Annotated in this window: 21 protein-coding genes, 1 other RNA gene and 1 pseudogene; 10 read left to right on the top strand and 13 right to left on the bottom strand. The window is 59.1% G+C overall.

Annotated elements, in window-relative coordinates; all coding sequences use genetic code 11:
• Positions 1-20 precede the first annotated feature (20 nt).
• A pseudogene (locus M5B98_RS22590) lies at positions 21-722 on the bottom strand (site-specific integrase); the annotation flags it as partial.
• A 154-nt stretch (positions 723-876) separates the two neighbouring features.
• Between M5B98_RS22590 and M5B98_RS22585 the strand changes: the two are divergent.
• Entirely contained in the window at positions 877-1071 is a 195-nt protein-coding gene (locus M5B98_RS22585; protein ID WP_248744016.1) for a hypothetical protein, read from the top strand.
• Positions 1072-1483: 412 nt separating this feature from the next.
• On the opposite strand, the gene M5B98_RS22580 is transcribed toward M5B98_RS22585, so the two are convergent.
• The 9 genes from M5B98_RS22580 to M5B98_RS22540 form a co-directional block, all read right to left on the bottom strand.
• Positions 1484-1735 (bottom strand): hypothetical protein, encoded by a 252-nt coding sequence (locus M5B98_RS22580; protein ID WP_248744015.1) that lies wholly within the window; start codon positions 1733-1735, stop codon positions 1484-1486.
• Between the two features lie 451 nt (positions 1736-2186).
• Positions 2187-2669: an isochorismatase family protein gene (locus tag M5B98_RS22575; protein ID WP_248744014.1), complete on the bottom strand. Its 483-nt coding sequence runs from the start codon at positions 2667-2669 to the stop codon at positions 2187-2189.
• A 67-nt stretch (positions 2670-2736) separates the two neighbouring features.
• Positions 2737-3126, bottom strand: a transfer-messenger RNA (tmRNA) gene (gene ssrA / locus M5B98_RS22570).
• 95 nt (positions 3127-3221) lie between these two features.
• A complete protein-coding gene (locus M5B98_RS22565; RefSeq protein WP_192552867.1) occupies positions 3222-3500 on the bottom strand; it encodes a hypothetical protein in 279 nt (92 codons plus the stop codon).
• A 130-nt stretch (positions 3501-3630) separates the two neighbouring features.
• Complete coding sequence (locus M5B98_RS22560; RefSeq protein WP_248744013.1) at positions 3631-6453, bottom strand: FAD-binding and (Fe-S)-binding domain-containing protein; 2823 nt, start codon at positions 6451-6453, stop codon at positions 3631-3633.
• Entirely contained in the window at positions 6450-7121 is a 672-nt protein-coding gene (locus M5B98_RS22555; RefSeq protein ID WP_248744012.1) for a LutC/YkgG family protein, read from the bottom strand. The genes M5B98_RS22560 and M5B98_RS22555 overlap by 4 nt, the downstream gene beginning before the upstream one ends.
• Positions 7121-8575 carry a LutB/LldF family L-lactate oxidation iron-sulfur protein gene (locus M5B98_RS22550; protein ID WP_248744011.1) on the bottom strand — a complete coding sequence of 485 codons (1455 nt, stop codon included), beginning with the start codon at positions 8573-8575 and terminating at the stop codon, positions 7121-7123. The genes M5B98_RS22555 and M5B98_RS22550 overlap by 1 nt, the downstream gene beginning before the upstream one ends.
• Complete coding sequence (locus M5B98_RS22545) at positions 8572-9396, bottom strand: (Fe-S)-binding protein (protein WP_248744010.1); 825 nt, start codon at positions 9394-9396, stop codon at positions 8572-8574. The genes M5B98_RS22550 and M5B98_RS22545 overlap by 4 nt, the downstream gene beginning before the upstream one ends.
• Positions 9397-9557: 161 nt before the next feature.
• Complete coding sequence (locus tag M5B98_RS22540) at positions 9558-11252, bottom strand: lactate permease LctP family transporter (protein ID WP_085729534.1); 1695 nt, start codon at positions 11250-11252, stop codon at positions 9558-9560.
• A 261-nt stretch (positions 11253-11513) separates the two neighbouring features.
• Here M5B98_RS22540 and M5B98_RS22535 point away from each other — a divergent pair, with 261 nt between their 5' ends.
• A complete protein-coding gene (locus M5B98_RS22535; protein ID WP_085729535.1) occupies positions 11514-12281 on the top strand; it encodes an FCD domain-containing protein in 768 nt (255 codons plus the stop codon).
• 50 nt (positions 12282-12331) lie between these two features.
• Here the strand turns inward: M5B98_RS22535 and smpB are convergent, their stop codons facing one another.
• Positions 12332-12814, bottom strand: coding sequence for an SsrA-binding protein SmpB (smpB, locus tag M5B98_RS22530; RefSeq protein WP_007953781.1), 483 nt, complete (start codon positions 12812-12814; stop codon positions 12332-12334).
• A 119-nt stretch (positions 12815-12933) separates the two neighbouring features.
• Between smpB and M5B98_RS22525 the strand changes: the two genes are divergently transcribed.
• Genes M5B98_RS22525 through M5B98_RS22515 form a run of 3 tightly spaced genes read left to right on the top strand, consistent with a single transcriptional unit; the run spans position 12934 to position 15086 of the window.
• Entirely contained in the window at positions 12934-14337 is a 1404-nt protein-coding gene (locus M5B98_RS22525) for a sodium-dependent transporter (protein WP_114881374.1), read from the top strand.
• 7 nt (positions 14338-14344) lie between these two features.
• A complete protein-coding gene (locus M5B98_RS22520) occupies positions 14345-14779 on the top strand; it encodes a type II toxin-antitoxin system RatA family toxin (RefSeq protein ID WP_003221509.1) in 435 nt (144 codons plus the stop codon).
• Positions 14772-15086 (top strand): RnfH family protein, encoded by a 315-nt coding sequence (locus tag M5B98_RS22515; protein ID WP_248744009.1) that lies wholly within the window; start codon positions 14772-14774, stop codon positions 15084-15086. The genes M5B98_RS22520 and M5B98_RS22515 overlap by 8 nt, the downstream gene beginning before the upstream one ends.
• A 61-nt stretch (positions 15087-15147) precedes the next feature.
• Here M5B98_RS22515 and M5B98_RS22510 read toward each other — a convergent pair whose 3' ends face one another.
• Complete coding sequence (locus M5B98_RS22510) at positions 15148-15675, bottom strand: outer membrane protein assembly factor BamE (protein WP_085711859.1); 528 nt, start codon at positions 15673-15675, stop codon at positions 15148-15150.
• Positions 15676-15772: 97 nt separating this feature from the next.
• Here M5B98_RS22510 and fur point away from each other — a divergent pair, with 97 nt between their 5' ends.
• Positions 15773-16177: a ferric iron uptake transcriptional regulator gene (fur, locus tag M5B98_RS22505; protein WP_064119476.1), complete on the top strand. Its 405-nt coding sequence runs from the start codon at positions 15773-15775 to the stop codon at positions 16175-16177.
• Positions 16178-16252: 75 nt separating this feature from the next.
• Here fur and recN read toward each other — a convergent pair whose 3' ends face one another.
• Positions 16253-17926: a DNA repair protein RecN gene (gene recN / locus M5B98_RS22500; RefSeq protein WP_248744008.1), complete on the bottom strand. Its 1674-nt coding sequence runs from the start codon at positions 17924-17926 to the stop codon at positions 16253-16255.
• Between the two features lie 240 nt (positions 17927-18166).
• On the opposite strand from recN, the gene grpE reads away from it, so the two are divergent.
• The 4 genes from grpE (at position 18167) to dapB (ending at position 22993) form a co-directional block, all read left to right on the top strand.
• Positions 18167-18736, top strand: a complete 570-nt coding sequence (gene grpE, locus M5B98_RS22495; protein WP_085685597.1) for a nucleotide exchange factor GrpE — start codon at positions 18167-18169, stop codon at positions 18734-18736.
• A gap of 102 nt (positions 18737-18838) precedes the next feature.
• Entirely contained in the window at positions 18839-20755 is a 1917-nt protein-coding gene (gene dnaK, locus M5B98_RS22490; RefSeq protein ID WP_248744007.1) for a molecular chaperone DnaK, read from the top strand.
• A 297-nt stretch (positions 20756-21052) separates the two neighbouring features.
• Positions 21053-22177, top strand: coding sequence for a molecular chaperone DnaJ (gene dnaJ, locus M5B98_RS22485; protein WP_085711856.1), 1125 nt, complete (start codon positions 21053-21055; stop codon positions 22175-22177).
• Between the two features lie 9 nt (positions 22178-22186).
• Entirely contained in the window at positions 22187-22993 is an 807-nt protein-coding gene (gene dapB / locus M5B98_RS22480; protein ID WP_248744006.1) for a 4-hydroxy-tetrahydrodipicolinate reductase, read from the top strand.
• Positions 22994-23120 lie beyond the last annotated feature (127 nt).

Raw genomic sequence — 23120 nt, 5'->3', positions numbered from 1 at the left:
CCTTCCTTGATTCTGAGGAATTAGGTCTTGATAATGGCATTTTGAGATCTTCTATGTAAATCAGTCTGGTCGGATTCTGCTTCGCCTGCCCACAGTGCTACTGCTTTAGAACCGACATCTTCAGCCGGGTTCGACATCCATCGCCCGTAAACACGCGCAATCATCGTCCAATCGCTATGCCCCATTTGCTTGGCAACTCACATCGGATGCTCGCCAGCCGACAGCATCATCGAGGCGTAGGTGTGGCGGGTCTGGTATGGCCTGCGATAGCGGACGCCAGCCTTCTTCATCGCCGGCACCCACATTGTCTTGCAGATCGGGCCGTCACCCGCCCAGCGTTCAAGCGTGCGCGGATTCTGAAACACCTCGGCATCTGAGAGGAACGTGTGCGCCTTTTGCGCCTTCAACGCCTCCATCGCCGGACGAAGCAGTTTCACGCTTCGGCGCCCGGCGGCAGTCTTCGTAGTTTCCGCCGTGCCCTTGCTTGCCTGAGTCATCGCTCGGCTCACCATCACCTCTTCTCGCAGCCAGTCAATGTCGCCCAGCACCGCCTGCTGTTCCTCCGGACTGAACGGGTCGACGTCATCCTCCTTCGCCGGCGCAGCCTTCCGAGAGTACGTCCAGCCCGCCAGTGGATTTTGCTCGATCAGCTCCTCTTCAGTGGCGTCGTTGAGTGCGGAGCGTAGGCAACTCTGGATGTTGCTCAACGTTTTGTTGCTCAGAGCAAAGAGTCAGGCATGAGGCCGAAAACGAAAAAAACCCGACAAATGCCAAGGCTCAGAAAGGTGTAGAGCTACCGTGACAGTCACGGCAACCATGAAAAACGCTGATTTTCCAGACATGACAAAATAGCGCCTCTACTTTTTGGAGCGCGCTATGAACGACGGACGAAAAATCACTGTTGGCGAGTTGCTTGACGCACTAAACAGAGAGCCAAGGGACGCAGAGATAATCTTTCAGGGCGGGTTGAACTTCTACCGTTTGAAGCAGCGAGGCGAAAACTTGATTCAGATTGAGTTCAACGAACCGGTCTCCGACGCCATGAACTACTACCTCAAGCATCACAAGTAAATTCGCATCCACAAAAAAGCCCAGCGGAATGGCTGGGCTTATGATAGGGCGATCTTATGCAACTCATTTGCACTTGCGCAACGCTCGCAGGTGCATCCACCCAGACCGAGTGATGTCATGCCTAAGAGAGTGAGAAAGCGAGCATGTGAAGGCTTTGAGAAGTCCGCGCTCAACCAAATCGCTCAAGCATGATTTCAGCCTATGCCAGTGCGCTTTATCTTTAGGCGAAGGGTTACGCTCGATGGCAATGCCCACAGGGCCATGCTCAGTAGATCGACTGATCGCCAAGAGCAATTGGTTTTCGTAATCTGAGGCAGTCTCCATAGACAACTCCATGCGTTTTCTGTGTCAGGTTCGACCTAGCGGACATTAGCACCGTTTTACGTTGCGAGCTTCAACCAAAATACACGAATTATCTAGTGAAGGTCGCCTTCAAGTTATCATGACTGCCTTCAAGCTCTATCTCCCATTCTGGGCATTCGGCGCTCAAATCCAACAGCACTGCTTCAAATGCTTCGTAGGACACTTCGGGACTGACCTCGGCCTCGACCGATGCTTTGAGTTCAAAATGACGAAATCCGCCGCCGACTAGCGGCCTGGACGGCAACTGCTTGATGATCTGATGCTTCAATTCGGCGGCTAGAGTCGATGCGGTGTATTCCACGAGCTGAATCCTTTCGAGCAAGAAGAATGCCCGACAGTCGGGCTGTGCCTGTTGTGTCGCGCTTGAAAAGCTGAACACCGTGCCATGAAAACAGGTGTTTATCCGCGTGGAAAGCTTTTTTCCTCTCAATACACTGGCGGACGATAATTAGGATGCCCCTCGGTGCGCTCTCCGCGCGCAGCAGCCCAAAAGAACTTCGCATGGTGCATGTAGACGCTAGTAGTGAAAAGGGGACTAGTGAAAAGGGGACAGATTTATTTTGAAGAAAATCAATCAGTCCCCCTTTTTCATTTGGCTTCGAGTGTCTTTTCATGACAACGCACTATGGTGTCAGGCTCCCGGCGAATTCCTTTGGTAAACCATCTGCCGGGTCGCAGCGGAGCGCGAAGACTAGCGCCGGGAAGCATCTTGAACCAATTCATGAAAGTCGACGCGGGTTGCGGAAAATTTCCTAGGACACCTGCAGACAGGAGCGAAGTTCACTCGACGTCAGCGTGTGCCTGAAGTGATGTTCCCATAACCGCACACCCAACCCGCCCGAACGATCCAGCGACGAGCCCACTGTCAGATCCGTCAGCAACGTCGGCTGCAAACCGGCATCGAACAGCGCAAACCCGGCAGCAAGGCAGCAGGTTTCGGTTTGCAGGCCGCAGACCAGCACGCGATCCAGATTCAGGCTTTTCAGGTATTCGATTGTGTCCGGGGAAGGCGCGTAGCCATATTTGATGAAGATACGGTCTGCGGCGATCAGGCTGTCATCGTCCGCCGCCGGATGCCAGCCGAGCTGGCGCTGGAACGGTGTGCGGCTTTCGTCGTGACGTTCGACCGTGGCGACGCTGGGCAGCGTGCCGATGAGCGACCGGATGCCTTCGACCAGCCATTGCGGCGGGGAAAAGCAGGGCTGTACGTCGATGATCAGCAGTGCCTGGCGCATGAGCTCTCCGGATATGAATCCCCAGATGCGACAAGGCCCGCACTTGGCGGGCCTTGTCGTTGAGAGTTGGTGGAGCCGGGGGGATTTGAACCCCCGTCCGCCAGTACTCCGCTGTCGGTACTACATGCGTAGCCGTGTCTATTAAGTTAACCCTCAGCGACCCGACGGGCAGGGTGCTTTGGGCGAGTTGTGTAAGTTTTAGCCGCTTCGTCCACAACGTACTGCACGGCGATTCTGTTCTATATGACAATCATTTCGGGTTTACAGACATCCCCTGATGATTGCTGGGCCCGAAGGCACCAGGAGTGCATGTCAGCAGCAATTAAGCAGCGAGAGCAGCACCGTATTGGTCGTCATTGGCAACTATAAGTAGTTGCAACAGTGGATTTACGACTTCTGTTACCAAGTCGGCATGCACCTAGAGTTTCGCAACCGGCGTCGAATCCTAAACGGCCCCGAACTCATTGCCCGGTACATCTGTTCGAGCAACAAGCACGCGCAGTGTACGCCAAACGGCCCGCAAGGCCAACCCGAAGGTTGGCCGGGCCTGGATCAATTGTTGGTGCCGCTGGATTTGCGCAGTTCCAGAATGGTTTGCGAGGTTTCCGCAACACAGTCATCGATCTTGCCCTGGGCCTTGAGCGCCTGAGCCTTTTGCACGCTGGTTTCAGCACGCTGGCTCAGTTCGGGCGACGATGACAGCTGCCCCTTGGCGTTGTTGATGGTCTGGATATTGGCATCGCACAGGTCGGCAGGCTTGTCTGCAGCAAAGGACGTGGAAGCCATCATCGAGGCAGTAACGAACAGACCTAACAGTACAGAACGTTTCATATGAATCTCCTTGAACTGAGGGATCCCGACTTCGCTGGCCGTCAGGACGGGCAACCGAATGGAGGAAAAGCCCCGATTGTTCGGGGCCTGTTCTGTGGACTGCGGTCGTTCGCAGGGGTTCTATTTTTCTTCAGCTGGCGGTTTCTCGGGGTTTGGCCCGGGTCACTCGATCCACCAGATAGACCAGCCCGTGGTAGTCGATGCCGCCATGTTGCGTCAGACCGATCTCGCAGGTGCGACTGGTGGAAATCCCTTCACTGCAATGCTGCACCGCATCCTTGAGGGTGCGCAGGGAATGGTTGTTCAGCTCCGGCGTGGTGAAGCCCCTGTCGCCGGCAAAGCCGCAGCAATGAATGCCTTCCGGGATCACTACGTTCTTGCTGCACTTGCGCGCCAGGTCGATCAGCGCCTGGCTTTCCCCCAGGTGCTGCGTGCTGCAGGTCACATGAACGGCAATCGGTGCTTCCTGCGGAGTGAAATCCAGACGATCCATCAGATGCGTACGGATAAAACGCACAGGGTCATACAGATCCAGGCGAACATTTCCCACGTCCTGCACCAGTCGCAAGGTGCAGGGACTGGTATCGCAATAGATCGGATCGAGCCCGCCACGGCTGGCGTGCAGCAAGGCGCCGATCAGTTCCTGACGCTTGTGCTCGGCCTGTTCGGCGTAGCCTTTGGAAGCGAACGGCTGGCCGCAGCAGAGGTTGTCCAGGTTGTCCGGGAACACCACCTGATAACCGGCCTTTTCCAGCAGGCCACGGGTTTTGTCGTACAGCGACATTTGTTCCTTGTCGCCGGCTGCCGGTCCCATCACACGAGATACGCAGGCCGCCAGATACACCACACGCGGGCGCTCGTCCGAGACTGCCGGACTGAGGCGAATGGCTTTTTCCGGTTGCGGCATCGCGTTGGTCCACTGCGGCACCTGGCCTTTGGACAGGCGCGTCAGCGTCGCCGACAGCTTCGCCAGACGCGATGCCCCCAGCAACATCCGCGCACCGTTGGCCACGTGCAGGGTGAAGCGCGCTCCTTGCAGGGTGGTGGCGAAATTTCCTTCGATCCAGTTGGCGGTTTTCGCATGCGTGGCGTTGCGGGAGCGGAGCTTTTTCACCAGCTCACCGGTATTGATGCCTACAGGACAACGTTGCGCACACAAACCGGTCGCGGCGCAGGTGTCGATGCCTTGGTACTCGTAGGCTTTTTCCAGTTCGGTGGTGTCGATCCCGGCGCGTTTTCGCGCCTGAATGTCGCGCCAGATCACGATGCGCTGCCGCGGACTCAGGGTCAGTCCCTTCGATGGACAAACCGGCTCGCAGAAACCGCACTCGATGCACTTGTCCACAATCTTGTCGGCCGCTGGCAGCGGCTTCAGGTGCTTGAGGTGGATCTGCGGATCTTCGCTGAGCACCACGTCCGGGTTGAGAATGCCCTGAGGGTCGAGCAGGCGCTTGAGCTGCCACATCAGTTGATAGGCATCGCTGCCCCATTCCAGTTCGACAAACGGTGCCATGTTGCGCCCGGTGCCGTGTTCGGCCTTCAGCGAACCGCCGAACTCCACGGCCACCAGTTGCGCCACGTCGTCCATGAACGCCTGATAGCGTGCGACTTCTTCCGGGCTGTTGAAGCCTTGGGTGAAGACGAAGTGCAGATTGCCTTCCAGCGCGTGTCCGAAAAGGATCGCTTCGTCGTAGTGATGTTTGTCGAACAGCTCGATCAAGCGGTTCACACCGATCGCCAGTTGTTCCACCGGGAAGGTCACGTCTTCGATGATCACCGTGGTGCCGGTCTTGCGCACGGCGCCGACGGCGGGGAAGGTGTCCTTGCGGATGGCCCAGAGGCGGGCGTTCTCGACCGGGTCTTCGGTGAAGTCGACCTGCTTTTCCACCGGGAAATCGCTGAGCGACGCCATGATCTGCGCCAGTTGCTCCTGCAGCAACGTGGAAGAGGCGGCGCGGGATTCGATCAGCAGCGCGCAGGCATTGTTCGACAGGTGCTGTACGAAATCCGGCATGCCGGGTTTGTCCTGCACCGAGCGCAGACTGCGTCGATCCAGCAGTTCCACGGCGGACACCGGTTGGCTTTTCAGCACGGTGACGGCGTTGCAGCAGGTTTCCACATCGGGGAACACGATCAGCGCCGAGGCCTTGTTCGGGTGGTCGATCACCGTGTCGTAAGTCACCGCGCTGATAAAGCCGAGGGTGCCTTCGGAGCCCACCAGCAAGTGACTCAAGATATCCACAGGATCATCGAAATCCACCAGGGCATTGAGCGACAGGCCGGTGGTATTTTTCAGACGATATTTGTGGCGAATTCGTGCGGCCAGTTCGGCATTGGCGCGAGTCTCTCGGCCCAATGTCGCCAAGCGTTCCAGCAATTTACCGTGGCTCGTTCGAAACGCCGCGACACTGGAAGCGTCCTCGGTGTCGAGTCGGGTGCCGTCGGCCAGAACAAGACGAATTCCGGCCAGCGTGTGATAGGTGTTTTGTGCAGTGCCGCAGCACATGCCGCTGGCGTTGTTGGCGACGATGCCGCCGATCTTGCAGGCGTTGATCGAGGCCGGGTCCGGACCGATCTTGCGCCCGAATGGCGCGAGCCAGGCGTTGGCCTGGGCACCGATCACGCCCGGTTGCAGGCGGATTTGCGTGCCTTGCCCTCGAATCTCACGAGCGTTCCAGTTATCCCCAAGCACGATCAACACCGAATCGCTGATCGCCTGGCCGGACAGGCTGGTGCCGGCGGCGCGGAAGGTCACCGGGACCTGGTCACGCTGGGCCAGTTTAAGCAGCGCGACCACTTCATCTTCGGACTCGACGCGGATCACCAGTTGCGGAATCAGTCGGTAGAAGCTGGCGTCGGTGCCGAAGGCTAGTGTCGACAGCGGATCGTCGAAGCGGCGTTCGCTAGGGATCAGTTTCTGCGCATCGCGCAGGAAAGTCGCCGGTAAGGTCATTGGTCCTCCAGGATCAACACCACCAGGTCTTTCGGGCCGTGGGCGCCGTAGGCCAGCACTTGTTCGATGTCGGCGGTTTTCGACGGGCCGGACACCAGCAACGCGTTGGTCGGCATGCCTTGTGCCCACTCGAATTCCTGTTGCACCTGATAGAAGTTGTCGCGGATCTGACTGGCCTTGAGCAGGGCGAAATGCACCGGCGGCACCAGGCTCATCAGCCGTGGTTCTTCGCGGGTCGGCCACAGAATCAGGCTGCCGGTGGCGGCAATGGCACCGAGGGTGCCGGTGAGGCTGGCCGGGGTGTCGTTGAACAGCTCGGCTTTCCAGTCTTCCATCGGTCGGTCGTAGGATTTCAGCGTCGGCAGATCAGGATTATTCGCCCAGTGCTGTGTGATGCGCTGTCCGTGAGGAGTAGTCGGTGCGATCAACAGGCTCGGCAACTGACGGTCGCGCAGCAAGTGCGCCAGCAGCGCCGGCCACGCTTCGGCAGACGTCAGGTGGATTTCGGTGTGCACCGCTTCCATCAGTTTGCGCAATTGCGGGATGCGCTGTTCTGCGCTGTAGGTGTAAGGCTGGGTCACCAGGTCGACGTCAAAGTTGTCGGCAATCGGCGTGGTGCCCGTCAGACTTTTACGCAACTTGCCGAGGATGTTTTGCTTGGCGCTCATCAACGGTCTCCTTGTTTGGCCAGATGCTCGCGAGCCATGTCATGCAGTGAGCGGGCGGCGGGTTTTGGCGCGCTGTGGTTCTGCGTCCACGGGCCGACATTGTTCGGCGCCAGGGCGCGCAGGCGCGTGGCGAAAAACGCAAACAGCCGATACAAGGTCGGCGAGCTGTTGAGCTTCGCCCAGGCGTTCCAGATAAAGCGTTCCTTGCGCGAATACTTGCTGCCCTGGCCGCGCATCACTTGATGAGGACTGTCGGGGGCTTTGACGTTCTCCTCGCGTAGGCGGCGCAGCAGTGCGGGGATAGGAATTTTTACCGGACACACTTCACCGCAGGCGCCGCACAGCGAAGACGCGCTCGGGTGGTCCGGGACTTTCGCCAGGCCGACCATGTGCGGGGTGATGATTTTGCCGATCGGGCCGGGATAAACCTCGCCGTAGGTGTGGCCGCCGACGCGGGTGTAGACCGGGCAATGATTCATGCACGCGCCGCAGCGGATGCAGTTCAGGGTCTGACGCAGTTCGCTGTCGGCGAAGGCCTGGCTGCGACCGTTGTCGAGCAGCACCAGATGCACTTCCTGCGGGCCGTCGAGTTCGTGTTCCTTGCGCGGGCCGGAGATCATGTTGACGTAGGTGGTGATCGGAATGCCCAGCGCCGAGCGGGTCAGCAATGACAGCAGCGGCACCACGTCACGCAGGTTCTCGACGACTTTTTCGATGCCGGTAACGGCGATGTGCACCGGCGGCACAGTGGTGGTCATGCGGCCGTTGCCTTCGTTTTCCACCAGCAGCAGGGTGCCGGTTTCGGCCACGGCGAAGTTGACGCCGGAGACGCCGATGTCCGCTTCGAAGAATTTCTGCCGCAGGACCCTGCGACCGATCTGAATGAGTTGGTCAACGTCCTTGGTGTATTCCACGCCAAGTTTGTCGTGGAACAAGGACGCGACCTGACCGGCATTCTTGTGGATTGCCGGCATGATTATGTGAGAAGGCTTCTCGTGGTCGAGCTGGACGATGTACTCCCCCATGTCGGACTCCAGACATTCAATGTCCCGAGCCTCGAGGAAATGGTTCATCTCCATCTCTTCGCTGACCATCGATTTGCCCTTGATCACTTGCCGCGCCTCGTGAGCGCGGATGATCGAAAGGACGATGCCATTGGCCTCGTCCACCGTTTCCGCCCAGTGCACTTTCACACCGTTGCGGGTCAGGTTCTGTTCCAGTTGCTCGAGCAGGTCGGGCAACTTGGAGAGCGCGCGGGCACGAATCGCATTGCCCAGTTCACGCAGGTGTTCTCTTTCGTGGGCATCGCTGAAAGCCGCTGCCCGCTTGGTCATCAGTGAATCCATCGCAGTGCGGAAGTTGTTCCGCAACTGCTGGTCGCCCAGGGCGTTGTGCGCCCGGGCGCGGAAGTCTTCTTCTACGGCAACCGTAGGAATAATCGTGGAGGTGCTCATCGCGCACCTCCGGTTCGTTGCCAGAGGAAGCTCGCCAGGTGTTGCCCGCGCAGCGCTTCCTGCTGTTTTTCCAGCGAGCCGTTGATGTTCATCAAGCAGCCGCAGTCGGCACTGAGTACCTGATGCGCGCCGGATTCCTTCAATGCCCGGGTCTTGTCAGCCACCATCGCGCCGGAAATGTCTGGCATACGGACGCTGAATGTCCCACCGAAGCCACAGCATTCGCTTTCATGGTCATGGTTGACACGTTCCACGTTGCTCAACTGCGCCAACAACTCGCGGCCGTGCAGGTGGGTGTTCATTTCCCGTCGCGCCGAACACGAAGTGTGCAGCGCCACTTTGACCGGCTCGCCGCTGTCCTTGAGCTGCACCTTGCAGACGAACAGCAGAAATTCGGCCAACTCATAGGTGCGGGCCGCGAGGGCCTGAACCTGTTTCAACGTTTCCGGCTCGTCCTTGAACAAGTCGGCGTAATGCTCACGGATCATCCCGGCGCACGAACCCGACGGCACCACCACCGGATAATCACCGGCAAACAGCGCCAGTTGCGAGCGCGCCACCGTCCGCGCCTGCTCGGTGTAACCCGAGGTGTAGGCCGGTTGTCCGCAGCAGCTCTGCCCTTGCGGGTACTCGACCCGAATGCCTTCGCGCTCCAGCAAGTGGATCGCATCCATCCCCGCTTCCGGGTAGAAGAGGTCGACCACGCAAGTGCCGAACAGGTAGACCCGCGACGGTTTCTCGCCGGGGTATTGCCGGGGTTCGGGCAGTGGCGGTGCGACGCGAGTGGCGTTGGGCACTGCGTTGTAAAAAAGCTCGCTCATCAGGCGTGTCTCCGGGTGGGCCCGGTTATCCGTCTGTGAGGCTGCCGAATATAGAGCGTGTTGCTTTCAGCAGCCTTACAGACCGGGTCGTGAATTGCTGACGCCGGAATCACGAACCGGCGTCGGTTATTTCCATGCTTCTTGTAGTCTTCTTGTCGTTATCAGTGCACCAGCATGCCGGTGAACCAGTAGGCCTGAGCCAAGGTGATCAGGCCGACAATCGTTGCAAAGAATAGGCTGTGCTTGAGGGTGAAGCGGAACAGATCGGATTCCTTGCCCACCAGTCCGGTCGCGGCGCAGGCCACGGCAATCGACTGCGGCGAAATCATTTTGCCGGTCACGCCGCCGCTGGTATTGGCCGCCACCAGCAAGGTGTCGTTGACCCCGATCTGGTGCGCGGTGGTCGCTTGCAGCGAACTGAACAGCGCGTTGGACGAGGTATCGGAACCGGTGAGGAACACCCCCAGCCAACCGAGGAACGGCGAGAAGAACGGGAACGCTGCGCCGGTCGCTGCCAGCACCAGAGCCATGGTCGAAGACATGCCGGAATAGTTGGTGACGAAGGCAAACGCCAGCACCATGCCGATCGACAGGATTGGCCAGCGCAGTTCGTAGAAGGTCTCTTTCAAAGTGGTCAGACCAGTTTTGAAATTGATCTTCAGGATGACCATCGAGATCAGCGCGGAGAAGAAAATCGCTGTGCCGGTGGCGGAGATCGGGTCGAGTTTGAACACCGCCGGGATGGCTGTCGGCGTGGCGACGATCGGTGCGGTCTTGATCACCAGTTGATCCAGGTGCGGGATCGCGAAGTTGAACACCCAGGCGTACATCGAGCCGCCAGCGGCGAACATTGCCTTGAACGGTTTGAGGGTCCAGATGGTGACCAGTACGGTGAGGATCAGGAACGGTGACCAGGCCTTGAAGATTTCCCCGAGGCTGTAGGGGGATTCGATGGTGGTACGTTTCTGGCCGAAACCGCCGACGCTGGCAGTGACCGCCACGTTCGAGGTGGCGCCGGCAATCTGTGCGCCCGCAGTGCGTTTTGGCTGCCAGACTTTCAGGAACAGGGTCAGCGCGATCAGGCTGGCCAGGGCCGAGGTGATGTCCGGCAGTTCCGGGCCGATGAAATTCGACGTGAAGTATTGGGTCACGGCGAAGCTCAGGCCGGCAACCAGCGCGGCTGGCCAGGTTTCACGCACGCCGCGCAGGCCGTCCATCATGAACACCAGCCAGAACGGCACGAACAGCGACAGCAGTGGCAGTTGGCGGCCGGTCATGGCGCCAATCTTGAACGCGTCGATACCGGTGACCTGCCCGGCGACGATGATCGGAATCCCCAAGGCACCGAACGCGACCGGCGCGGTGTTGGCAATCAGGCACAGGCCGGCGGCATACAGCGGGTTGAAGCCCAGTCCTACCAGCAATGCTGCGGTAATCGCCACCGGCGCGCCGAAACCGGCCGCACCTTCGAGGAACGCACCGAAGCAGAAACCGATCAGCAGCACCTGCAGACGCTGGTCATCGGTGATCGACAGCACCGAACTGCGGATGACTTCGAACTGACCGCTCTTGACCGTCAGTTTGTACAGGAACACCGCCGCGACAATGATCCAGGCAATCGGCCACAGACCATAGGCGAAACCATACCCGGCGGCGGCGAACGCCATGTCCACCGGCATCTGGAACGCAAAGATCGCCACAAGAATCGCCAGGGCCAGCGTGATGCTGCCGGCGACATGACCTTTGAGGCGAAACACCGCCAGGGCGAGGAAGAAGAACACGATGGGGATGACGGCCGCGAGTGCGGATACGCCGAGACTGCCGAGCGGGCTGTAGAGCTGTTGCCAGGTTTGCATATGGGGTGGCCCCTAATTGTTGTTGGTCAGGCACTGTCAGCGTTCTTGGTTAATTGGTAAGACCAATTTACAATCGCTGTTGGCTAGGGTAAAAGCCTTGATGTCGGTGTGTCAATTTGCCGCCCTGAAACTTTCGTCGAATCACCGGTGCAGACTCGATCTGATCCGGTCCGGGGCGTTTCATCTGGCAGGTGTCGGCAAGGCGCCGATAGGCCAGAATAGAGAGCCCGGCGAGTGGTCGGGCTCGTGGAGAATTGAGTGATGGGGTTTGATCAGATACGTCAGCGCCGTTTGTCTGACGATATTGTCGAGCGGCTCGAGGGGATGATCCTCGAAGGCACGCTGAAGTCTGGCGAGCGCCTGCCGGCCGAGCGCACATTGGCGGAGCAGTTCGGTGTTTCCCGACCTTCGTTGCGCGAGGCGATCCAGAAACTGGCGGCCAAGGGGCTGCTGGTCAGCAAGCAGGGCGGCGGCAATTACGTGGTGGAAAGCCTGGGCTCGACCTTCAGCGATCCGTTGCTGCAACTGCTGGAAAGCAATCCGGAAGCTCAGCGCGATCTGCTGGAATTTCGCCACACACTGGAGGCATCGTGTGCCTATTACGCAGCATTGCGTGCCACGGATGTGGATCGCGAGCGGCTGACGGCAGCGTTTGAAGAATTACAGGACTGCTACTCGCGTCACGACGAGGTAAGTCGGGCGGAAGAGGGCGCGGCGGACGCAAAATTCCACCTGGCCATCGCCGAGGCCAGCCACAACGCTGTGTTGCTGCACACCATTCGCGGGTTGTTCGACCTGCTCAAGCGCAACGTGGTGACCAACATCGGCGGCATGTACAAGCAGCGCACGGAAACCCGCGACATGCTGATCACGCAGCATCGGGAACTGTATCAGGCGATTATCGAAGGGCGTGCGGAGCAGGCGCGTGAGGTGTCCAGCCGACACATTCTGTATGTGCAGGAAGTGCTGGAAGAAGTGCGTCAGGAAGTGCAGCGCATGGCTCGGGCCGAGCGGCGCAAAGGGATGTAAGCATGACCGTTCCCGTGCCGGGCGCGGGAACGGTCATTCAGGCAAAAGAATCAGTCTTCCTTGCCCTTGTTGCGCACCGCACGCTGCAGCTCGCGACCAGCGTCGCGTTCGCGTTCGGTATCACGCTTGTCGTATTCCTTCTTGCCCTTGCCCAGAGCGATTTCGCACTTGACCATGTGCTTGCTCCAGTACCAGGACAGGCACACGCAGGCGTAACCCTTCTGCTGTACGGCGGCGGCCAGCTTGTCCAGCTCGCGGCGGTTGAGCAACAGCTTGCGGGTGCGGACCGGGTCGGCGATGACGTGGGTGCTGGCAGTCATCAACGGCGTGATGTGACTGCCGAGCAGCCAGGCTTCGCCGTCCTTGAGCAGGACGTAACTGTCGACCAGTTGCAGCTTGCTTGCCCGCAGACTTTTTACTTCCCAGCCGGCCAGGACCAGACCAGCCTCGAACTTGTGCTCGATGAAGTAATCGTGTCGCGCCTTTTTGTTCTGCGCGATGGTCCCTGTTGGGTGTTTCTTCTGTTTAGCCATAGGGGCGGCATTATATGGAGATAAACGGCTGTCGGCTACGGTGATGCTGCGTGCTTGAGCAGGTTGAGTGAATCCCGGACAATGCGGCCTCTTTTTCTAACGCTTGGGCGTGATAAACGATGTCGACAGACAAGGTTTCTGTCCACGGCAGTTGGGCTAGCCGCTGGGTTTTCATATTCGCCGCGACCGGTTCGGCCGTGGGACTGGGCAGCATCTGGAAGTTCCCCTACATGGTCGGGGTCTACGGTGGCGGCGCCTTTGTGCTGATGTTTCTGGCGTGTATCGCCCTGATCGGCATTCCGGTGATGCTCGCGGAAACCCTGATCGGCCGGCGTGCACGCCAGAGTCCGGCCAATGCCTTGAAGGTGCTGGCGCTCGAAGCCGGACACTCGGGCAAGTGGTCGTGGGGCGCGTTCGCCGGGATGATCACGGCGTTGCTGATCCTGTCTTTCTATAGTGTGGTCGGCGGCTGGTCGCTGGATTACATCATCGATATGGGGCGCGGGGACTTCCAGGGGGCGACGGCCGATCAGGTGGGCGCCTACTTCGGTAATGTCATCGCCGATCCGTGGCGCATCACGCTGTGGCACACGGTGTTCATGCTGCTGTCGGCGGTGGTGATCGCCAAGGGCGTGGTCGCCGGGCTTGAGCGCAGCCTGCGGATCATGATGCCGCTGCTGTTCGTGATGGTGCTGGTGTTGCTGGGTTACAGCATGACCACCGGGCACTTCATGGAAGGCGTGCATTTCATGTTCGACTTCCACCCGGAGAAAGTCCTCGATGGCTTGCTGCCGGCCATGGGCCATGCGTTCTTTTCCCTGAGCGTGGGCGTGGGCTCGATCATGATCTACGGCGCCTACATGACCAAGGAAGCCTCGCTGTCCGGCACCGTCGTGGGTGTGGCGCTGCTCGATACCTTCGTTTCGCTGGTGGCCGGTCTGGCATTGTTTCCGATTGTGTTTGCCGGCGGTTTGAACCCGAGCGAAGGTCCGGGGCTGATGTTCGTCAGCCTGCCATTTGCGTTTGGTAACGTATTGTTCGGCCAGTTGATGGGCGTGGTGTTCTTCGTTCTGGTGGCGATTGCTGCGTGGAGTTCGGCGATTTCCCTGCTGGAGCCAATGGTCGCCTATCTGGTCGAGCGGACTAAAATCAGTCGTGCGTGGGTGACATTCTGGTTGGCGTTCACCTGCTGGTTTGTCGGCCTGGGCACGGTGTTTTCCTTCAATATCTGGAAGGAAGCGAAATTTTTCGTGAACGAAGGCGGGATGTTCCATCTCTACCAATGGGGTGCCGCAGGCGGTCTGGACTTCTTTGGTGTGATCGACTTCTTCACCTCGCGGATCATGTTGCCGCTCGGCGGGCTGTGCTTTGTGCTGTTTGCCGGTTGGGTGATGGGGCGTGAAGCGGTGCGTGACGAATTGTCGATTCGCAGCCCGGCGCTGTTCGCCCTGTCTCTGTTCTTGATGCGCTATGTGGCGCCCATCGGCATTCTTGTAGTGTTTGCCACCCAGCTCTGGAAGTGACGCTTACATGACGACACATATTCAACGATCAGCGCTGCTGCCCTATCCGGCGCAATTTCTCTATGACCTGGTCAATGACGTGGCGCGTTATCCGGAGTTTCTGCCGTGGTGTTCGTCCGCGGAAGTCCTGGAAAGCTCGCCTGAACACATGCGTGCCAGTGTCGGTGTGGCCAAGGGCGGCCTCAGCCAGCACTTCGTGACGCGCAATACGCTGGTGCCGGGGCAGTCGATCGAGATGAACCTTGAGGAAGGTCCGTTCAATCAATTGCACGGGGTCTGGGTGTTCAAGGCGCTGAACGAGAAGGCCTGCAAGATCAGCCTCGATCTGTCCTTCGATTATGCCGGCCCGCTGGTACGCGCCACGCTCGGGCCGCTGTTCAATCAGGCTGCGAACACTCTGGTGGATGCTTTCTGCCAGCGCGCCAAGCAGATGCATGGTTGAGCCGGTGATCGAAATAGAAGTGGTGTACGCGGCGGTTGATCGTCAGGTGTTGCGTACGATCAGCGTGGCAGAGGGTTCGACGGTGCGTGCTGCGCTGTCGGCCAGCGGCATCGATGCCGACTTTCCCGAGCTGGATCTGGCGAGTTGCCCGGTCGGGATTTTCGGCAAAGTGATTGCCGATCCGGATGTGCGGGTTGTTCAGGCGGGGGATCGGCTCGAAATCTACCGACCCCTTCTGGCTGATCCGAAAGAGGTGCGCCGATTGCGGGCCGCCAAGGCTGCCGAGGCCAAAGCCGGAAAACAGTGATTGCGCCGATCTGCTGGCAATAAAAAACCCGGAATTTCCGGGTTTTTTATTGCGTCGCAAATTATTGCGGCGAGGTGTCCAGCGGCTCTGGTGTCGGAACCGGAACGGTTTCCACACCATCGACGTCCTTCTGGATCTGATCCAGCAAGGAACCTGGCTTGACCGGTTTTTCCGGTTTTGGCTTCTCGGCGTTTTCGGCAGGAGCGGTCACGCTGGTGCCACTGTCCTTGCCGAGAATGGCTTCGTCACGGCTCACGCCCGGCATGAAGTCACCGGACAGGCTGACAAGGCGGTCGTTAGAGTCGAAAATGACACTCATGCGTTCCTGCTGGCGTTCACCGCCACCAGGTTGCAGGCTGTACAGATAATCCCAGCGATCGGCATGGAACGTGTCGACAAGCAGAGGGTTGCCCATGATAAACCGTACTTGCGGCCGGGTCATTCCCGGGCGTAACTGGTCTATCATGTCCTGCGTGACGACATTGCCCTGCTGGATGTCGATTTTGTAAACCCCGGGGAATGAACAACCGGCGAGTGCGAGCAGTCCCACAAAGGTGAAACTGGTTAGCAAGAGCTTGGTGTTTTGCATCGGTGGGCGACTTCCACTATCTTGGCTGGGACAACGTAAACGCCGATCATACCCGCATTAAGAGAAGCTGCGAAGCAGCATCGCGAGAAAGCTGACCATGGTTGAAAATAGCGAACTACGCAAAGCCGGCCTCAAAGTGACCCTGCCACGGGTCAAGATCCTGCAAATGCTCGACTCTACCGAGCAGCGTCACATGAGTGCCGAGGACGTCTACAAGGCGTTGATGGAAGCTGGCGAGGACGTCGGTCTGGCCACGGTTTACCGTGTTCTGACCCAGTTCGAAGCGGCTGGCCTCGTGGTCCGTCACAACTTCGACGGTGGCCACGCGGTATTCGAATTGGCCGACGGTGGCCACCACGACCATATGGTCAACGTGGAAACCGGTGAGGTTGTCGAATTCGTCAGCATCGAAATCGAAAAGCTCCAGAAGGCAATTGCCGAAGAGCACGGTGTCGAGTTGGTGGATCACAACCTGGTGCTGTACGTCCGCAAGAAAAAGTAAGCATGTCGCGCGAATTTCAGGTTCGCGAAACGAACGAAGGCGACCCAAGGGTCGCCTTCGTGCTTTCTGTCGTGCTTAAACCTTTGCGGTAACGACCATCTTCTTGGCGTGCGCCAGAGACTCTTTGGTCAGATCAATGCCACCGAGCATCCGTGCGACTTCTTCTATACGGTCATTCTTGCTCAGCTTCGAGACGGCAGTGTGGGTCGCCTGCTCGCCTCGCACCTTGTGCACGAACAAATGCTGATGGCCCTGCGCGGCCACTTGCGGCAAGTGCGTAACGGTCAGGACCTGACCGCGTTCGCCCAGGCGTCGCAGCAACTGGCCGACAATCTCGGCGGTCGGGCCGCCGATGCCGACGTCCACTTCGTCGAATACCAGTGTCGGCACGCGCGAGGTCTGGGCGGTGATGACCTGAATCGCCAGACTGATCCGCGAGAGTTCGCCGCCGGAGGCTACTTTGGCCAAGGCCTTTAATGGCTGGCCAGGGTTGGCGCTGACCAGCAGTTCGACCTGTTCGAGTCCGTTGGGCAGGAGCTCACCGCTGGCGTTGGGCCGCAACTCGATGGTGAAGCGTCCTCCAGGCATGCCGAGGCGTTGAATCTCCTGTTCGACTGCGCTGGCCAGACTGCCCGCAGCCTGATGGCGCAGATCGCTCAGCTCACGAGCCTTTTCCTGATAATGACGGGCATACGAAGCAAGCTCTTCGCCCAGTCGTTCGATGGATTCATCGTTGGCATTCAGGGTTTCGATTTCATCCAGCAGTTTTTGCTGCATCTCGGCGACTTCGGTCGGCTGAATTCGGTGCTTGCGCGCCAGGGTGTAAATGGCATCAAGGCGTTCTTCCAGATACTGCAGGCGTGCCGGATCGGCGTCGAAGTTGTCGAGGAAACGATTGAGTTCGCCGACAGCCTCTTCGACCTGGATCTGCGCACTGGTCAGCAAACTGCTGGCTTCGCCCAGGGCGCCGATCGAGTTGTTCACGCTGGACAGGCGATTGAGGCTGGCGGTCAGCGCATTCAGCACATTGCCGGAATCGCTTTCGCTGCATTGCTCGACCACTTGCCGGCAGATGCCCAGCAGGGTTTCGGCGTTGGTCAGGTTCTTGTGTTCCTGCTCAAGGTCTTCCAGTTCGTTCTCGCCGAGACCGAGGTTTTCCAGTTCTTCGAGCTGGTAGCTGAGCAGTTGATGGCGGGCACGTTGCTCGTCGCCGGAATTGGACAGGCGCTCCAGCTCCTGGCGGGTCTGGCGCCAGCGCTGGGCCGCCAGTTGTACCTGTCGGGCCAGATCGGTGGCGCCGGCGTACTCGTCGAGCAGGCGACGGTGGGTATCCGTCTTGAGCAGGGATTGATGTTCGTGCTGGCTGTGGATGTCGATCAGCAGCTCGCCGAGGGCCTTGAGGTCGCCGAGCGGGCAGGGCGTGCCGTTGATATAGCCACGGGAGCGGCCTTCCGAGGTGATGACCCGGCGCAGGATGCACGGGCCGTCGATTTCCAGGTCGCGCTCGGCCAGCCAGGCGCTGGCTTCGGGGATGTCGGCCAGGTCGAAGGTCGCCAGGATGTCGGCCTTGTCGGCGCCCGGGCGCACCACACCGTTGTCGGCGCGGTCGCCCAGGGTCAGGCCGAGGGCGTCGAGCATGATCGACTTGCCGGCGCCGGTTTCCCCGGTAATCACGCTCATCCCGCGATCGAGTTCGAGATCGAGATGTTCAACGATGGCGTAGTTGTGTACGGACAGGTGCACCAGCATAAAGGCCGCTCCCAGGCTTTAGGTCTGTTTATTTATACAGTGTTTTGTTTCGGCCTGACAATGCCCTCGCTTAGCTCGATTGGCTTGACCCGATCAAATGCTTATCGCGCCCGGGAATGACAATGCAGCACTTTTTTGTAGGGTTAATCATTGTCAGCCCTTGAAGCCTGATTTTGCGGCCCCATATACCGGGGCAGAAGCGCGAATCGAACTCGCGGACGATATTGAAAGGAGAATTCTATGGCTGACGAACAGACAGTAGATACGCAAAATCCAGAAGCCAATCAGGCGCCCGAGGCTTCGGGTGATGACCTGGCGACCCGTGTACAAGTGCTCGAAGAGCAATTGGCCGCCGCGCAGGATCAATCTCTGCGCGTAGCTGCCGATCTGCAGAACGTCCGCCGCCGTGCCGAGCAGGACGTAGAGAAGGCTCACAAGTTTGCACTGGAAAAATTCGCCGGCGACCTGCTGCCGATCGTCGACAGCCTGGAGCGCGGCCTTGAGCTGTCGAGCCCGGACGACGAAAGCATCCGTCCGATGCGTGAAGGTATCGAGCTGACCCTGAAAATGTTCCAGGACACCCTCAAGCGCTATCAGCTTGTAGCTGTCAGTCCGCAGGAAGGCGAGCCGTTCAACGCCGTGGAACATCAGGCAATGGCCATGCAGGAAAGTGCTGACCTGGAACCGAACAGCGTTCTGAAAGTGTTCCAGAAGGGCTACCAGCTCAACGGTCGCCTGCTGCGTCCGGCGATGGTCGTGGTCAGCAAGGCGCCGGCGCCAGTTTCGCCTTCGATTGACGAGAAGGCTTGAAATTAGCCGCAAGGCCCCCATTTAGAAGTCAAGCGTTTAAGTATTACCGCAGTTAGCCACCACTGCTGCGGCAACCAAATCCAAAGTTTCGGGAGAGTGAACATGGGCAAAATTATCGGTATCGACCTGGGGACTACCAACTCCTGCGTCTCCGTGCTGGAAAACGGCGTAGCCAAAGTTATTGAAAACGCCGAAGGCGCGCGTACCACGCCGTCGATCATCGCTTACGCCAACGATGGCGAAATCCTGGTCGGCCAGTCCGCCAAGCGTCAGGCTGTGACCAACCCGCACAACACACTGTTCGCGGTGAAGCGCCTGATCGGCCGCCGCTTCGACGAAGAAGTCGTGCAGAAAGACATCAAGCTGGTGCCTTACAAGATCGTCAAGGCCAACAATGGTGACGCTTGGGTCGAGGCCTCCGGCAAGCAGATGGCTCCGCCGCAAATCAGCGCCGAAGTCCTGAAGAAGATGAAGAAGACCGCCGAAGACTACCTCGGCGAAGCAGTGACCGAAGCGGTGATCACCGTTCCGGCCTACTTCAACGACAGCCAGCGTCAGGCGACCAAAGACGCCGGTCGCATCGCCGGTCTGGACGTAAAACGTATCATCAACGAACCAACCGCAGCTGCTCTGGCTTACGGTATGGATAAGGCCAAGGGCGATCACACCGTGATCGTTTACGACCTGGGTGGTGGTACCTTCGACGTTTCCGTGATCGAAATCGCTGAAGTTGACGGCGAGCACCAGTTCGAAGTACTGGCCACCAACGGTGATACCTTCCTGGGTGGTGAAGACTTCGACATGCGTCTGATCGACTACCTCGTCGACGAGTTCAAGAAAGAGTCCGGCATGGACCTGAAGAACGATCCACTGGCTCTGCAGCGTCTGAAAGAAGCCGCCGAGAAAGCCAAGATCGAGCTGTCTTCTTCGCAGTCGACCGACGTCAACCTGCCGTACATCACAGCAGATGCGACCGGTCCTAAGCACCTGAACGTGAAGATCTCTCGTGCCAAGCTCGAGTCGCTGGTCGAAGACCTGGTGAACCGTACCATCGAGCCATGCCGCATCGCTCTGAAAGACGCCGGCATCGACGCCAGCAAAATTGACGACGTGATTCTGGTCGGTGGCCAGACTCGTATGCCTCTGGTGCAGAAGGCTGTTACCGATTTCTTCGGTAAAGAAGCCCGTAAAGACGTGAACCCGGACGAAGCCGTTGCCATGGGTGCTGCGATCCAGGGCGCTGTTCTAGCCGGTGACGTGAAAGACGTTCTGCTGCTCGACGTCAGCCCGCTGACCCTGGGTATCGAAACCATGGGGGGCGTGATGACCGCGCTGATCGAGAAAAACACCACGATTCCTACCAAGAAATCGCAAGTGTTCTCGACTGCCGATGACAACCAGGGCGCCGTGACCATTCACGTCCTGCAAGGTGAGCGCAAGCAAGCCGCACAGAACAAGTCCCTGGGCAAGTTCGACCTGGCCGAGATTCCACCAGCGCCACGCGGTGTGCCACAGATCGAAGTGACCTTCGACATCGACGCCAACGGCATCCTGCACGTCGGCGCGAAAGACAAGGCGACCGGCAAAGAGCAGAAGATCACCATCAAGGCCAACTCCGGTCTGTCGGATGAAGAAATCCAGAAGATGGTGCGTGACGCCGAGCTGAACGCCGAGGAAGACCGCAAGTTCGAGGAGCTGGCCGCTGCCCGTAACCAGGGTGATGCACTGGTCCACTCGACTCGCAAGATGATCGCTGACGCTGGCGACAAAGTGACTGCAGAAGAGAAGACTGCAATCGAAGCGGCCGTGGTTGCCCTGGAAGCTGCCGTCAAAGGCGACGACAAGGCTGCCATCGACGTCAAGGTTGAAGAGCTGTCGAAAGTCTCTGCGCCGGTTGCTCAGAAGATGTACGCCGAACAGGCTCAGCCTGCCGAAGGCGCGGCACCGCACGCAGAGAAAGCTGAAAAGGCTGACGATGTTGTCGATGCCGAGTTCGAAGAAGTCAAAGACCACAAGTAAGTTGTTGGTCGGCCGGTTGACTGCCTTTGGGCACTGACTGGTAGGATGTCGCCGCGCGGGAGCTTGCTCCCGCGTTGGCGTATCTGGAATACGCGAATTTTTACAGCATGCGACAAGCTTCGCGTGTTGGCGGTATGGCCGGAAATGCTCCTGCTTTTCGAGCTGAAAGTGCCGCATGAATCAAAGACCAGGATCGTTGAATTGACGTGAGTTGGGTCCGGGCCTGTATTGGGGCTCAACGAGTTTGGCGAAGCTCAGGAGGGGTTTGCCGAACGTCCTCAAGAGTATGAAGAACTTATGGCTAAGCGTGACTATTACGAAGTGTTGGGTGTTGAGCGGGGCTCAAGCGAAGCGGACCTGAAAAAGGCCTATCGCCGTCTGGCGATGAAGCATCACCCGGACCGTAATCCCGATGACAAAGCGTCGGAAGAGCTGTTCAAAGAGGCCAACGAAGCCTATGAAGTGCTCTCCGACTCCAGCAAGCGTGCAGCGTACGACCAGTACGGTCATGCCGGTGTCGACCCGAGCATGGGCGGCGGCGGTGCAGGCTTCGGCGGTCAGAACTTCTCCGATATTTTCGGTGATGTCTTCAGTGACTTCTTCGGTGGCGGTCGCGGCGGCTCCCGTGGCGGCGCCCAGCGTGGCAGCGACTTGCGCTACACCCTGGAGCTGAATCTGGAAGAAGCGGTACGCGGTACCACCGTGAATATCCGCGTTCCGACATTGGTCAATTGCAAACCGTGCGATGGTTCGGGCGCCAAGAAAGGTTCGTCGCCATCGACTTGCCCGACTTGCGGCGGCATCGGCCAAGTGCGCATGCAGCAAGGCTTCTTCTCCGTGCAGCAGACCTGCCCGCGCTGCCATGGCCAGGGCAAGATCATTTCCGACCCGTGCGACTCCTGCCACGGTGACGGCCGCGTTGAAGAATACAAAACCCTCTCCGTCAAAGTGCCGGCCGGTGTCGATACCGGTGACCGCATTCGCCTATCCGGCGAAGGCGAGGCGGGCACTCAGGGTGGCCCGACCGGCGACCTTTACGTTGTGATCAACGTGCGCGAGCACGCGATCTTCCAGCGTGACGGCAAGCATCTGTTCTGCGAAGTACCGATCAGCTTTGTCGATGCGGCGCTGGGTGGCGAGCTGGAAATCCCGACCCTCGACGGTCGCGTGAAGCTGAAGATTCCGGAAGGGACTCAGACCGGCAAGCAGTTCCGCGTGCGCGGCAAAGGCGTGGCGCCGGTGCGTGGCGGTGGTGCGGGCGACCTGATGTGCCGTGTGGCGGTCGAGACCCCGGTCAATCTGAACCGTCGTCAGCGTGAATTGCTCGAAGAATTCCGCAGCTCTCTGGCGGATGACAACAGCCACTCGCCGAAAACCACCGGTTGGTTCGATGGCGTGAAGCGCTTCTTCGGCGATCTGTAAGGAGTCGGCATGCGACGTATAGCTGTGATGGGCGCCGCCGGGCGCATGGGCAAGATTCTGGTCGAGGCCGTGCAGCAGCGCGCGCCGCTGACCGGTTTGACGGCGGCCATCGTTCGCCCTGGCAGTACGCTGATCGGGGTGGATGCCGGTGAACTGGCTTCGCTCGGGCGAATCGGCGTGCCGTTGTCCGGGAATCTGGAATCGGTCGCGGAAGAGTTCGATGTCCTGATCGACTTCACCCTGCCGGAAGTCATGCTGAAAAACCTGGCCTTCTGCCGCAAGGCCGGCAAGGCGATGGTGATCGGCACGACCGGGCTGGATGCTGCCCAGAAGCAGTTGCTGGCCGAAGCGGGCAAGGATATTCCGATCGTGTTTGCGGCCAACTTCAGTGTCGGCGTCAACCTGTCGCTGAAATTGCTCGACATGGCGGCCCGCGTGCTGGGTGAAGACGCAGACATCGAAATCATCGAAGCCCATCACCGTCACAAGATCGATGCGCCATCGGGCACAGCCCTGCGCATGGGTGAGGTGATTGCCAGTGCACTGGATCGTGATCTGCAGAAGGTCGCGGTCTATGGTCGCGAAGGCCACACCGGTGCGCGTGAGCGTGAAACCATCGGTTTCGCCACTGTTCGCGGCGGTGATGTGGTGGGCGATCACACGGTGCTGTTCGCCTGCGAGGGCGAGCGTCTGGAAATCACCCACAAGGCTTCGAGCCGCATGACATTCGCCAAGGGTGCCGTGCGTGCGGCGTTGTGGCTGGATGCTCGCGAACCGGGTCTTTACGACATGCAAGACGTGCTCGACCTGCGTTGAGCCTTGTTTGAACCCGGCGCAAACGCCCTGTTTGCGCCGGTTTTGCTCCGCCTGGCGACGCCCTGTCGCATTCTCCGGCCTTTCAGGCTCATTGGCGGTAGACCAAAAATCCCTTTTTCTGTAAGCT

This window comes from Pseudomonas sp. MWU12-3088, assembly GCF_023242405.1.
Lineage (GTDB): Bacteria > Pseudomonadota > Gammaproteobacteria > Pseudomonadales > Pseudomonadaceae > Aquipseudomonas > Aquipseudomonas kribbensis.
This window is presented reverse-complemented; position numbering and strand designations above follow the sequence as displayed.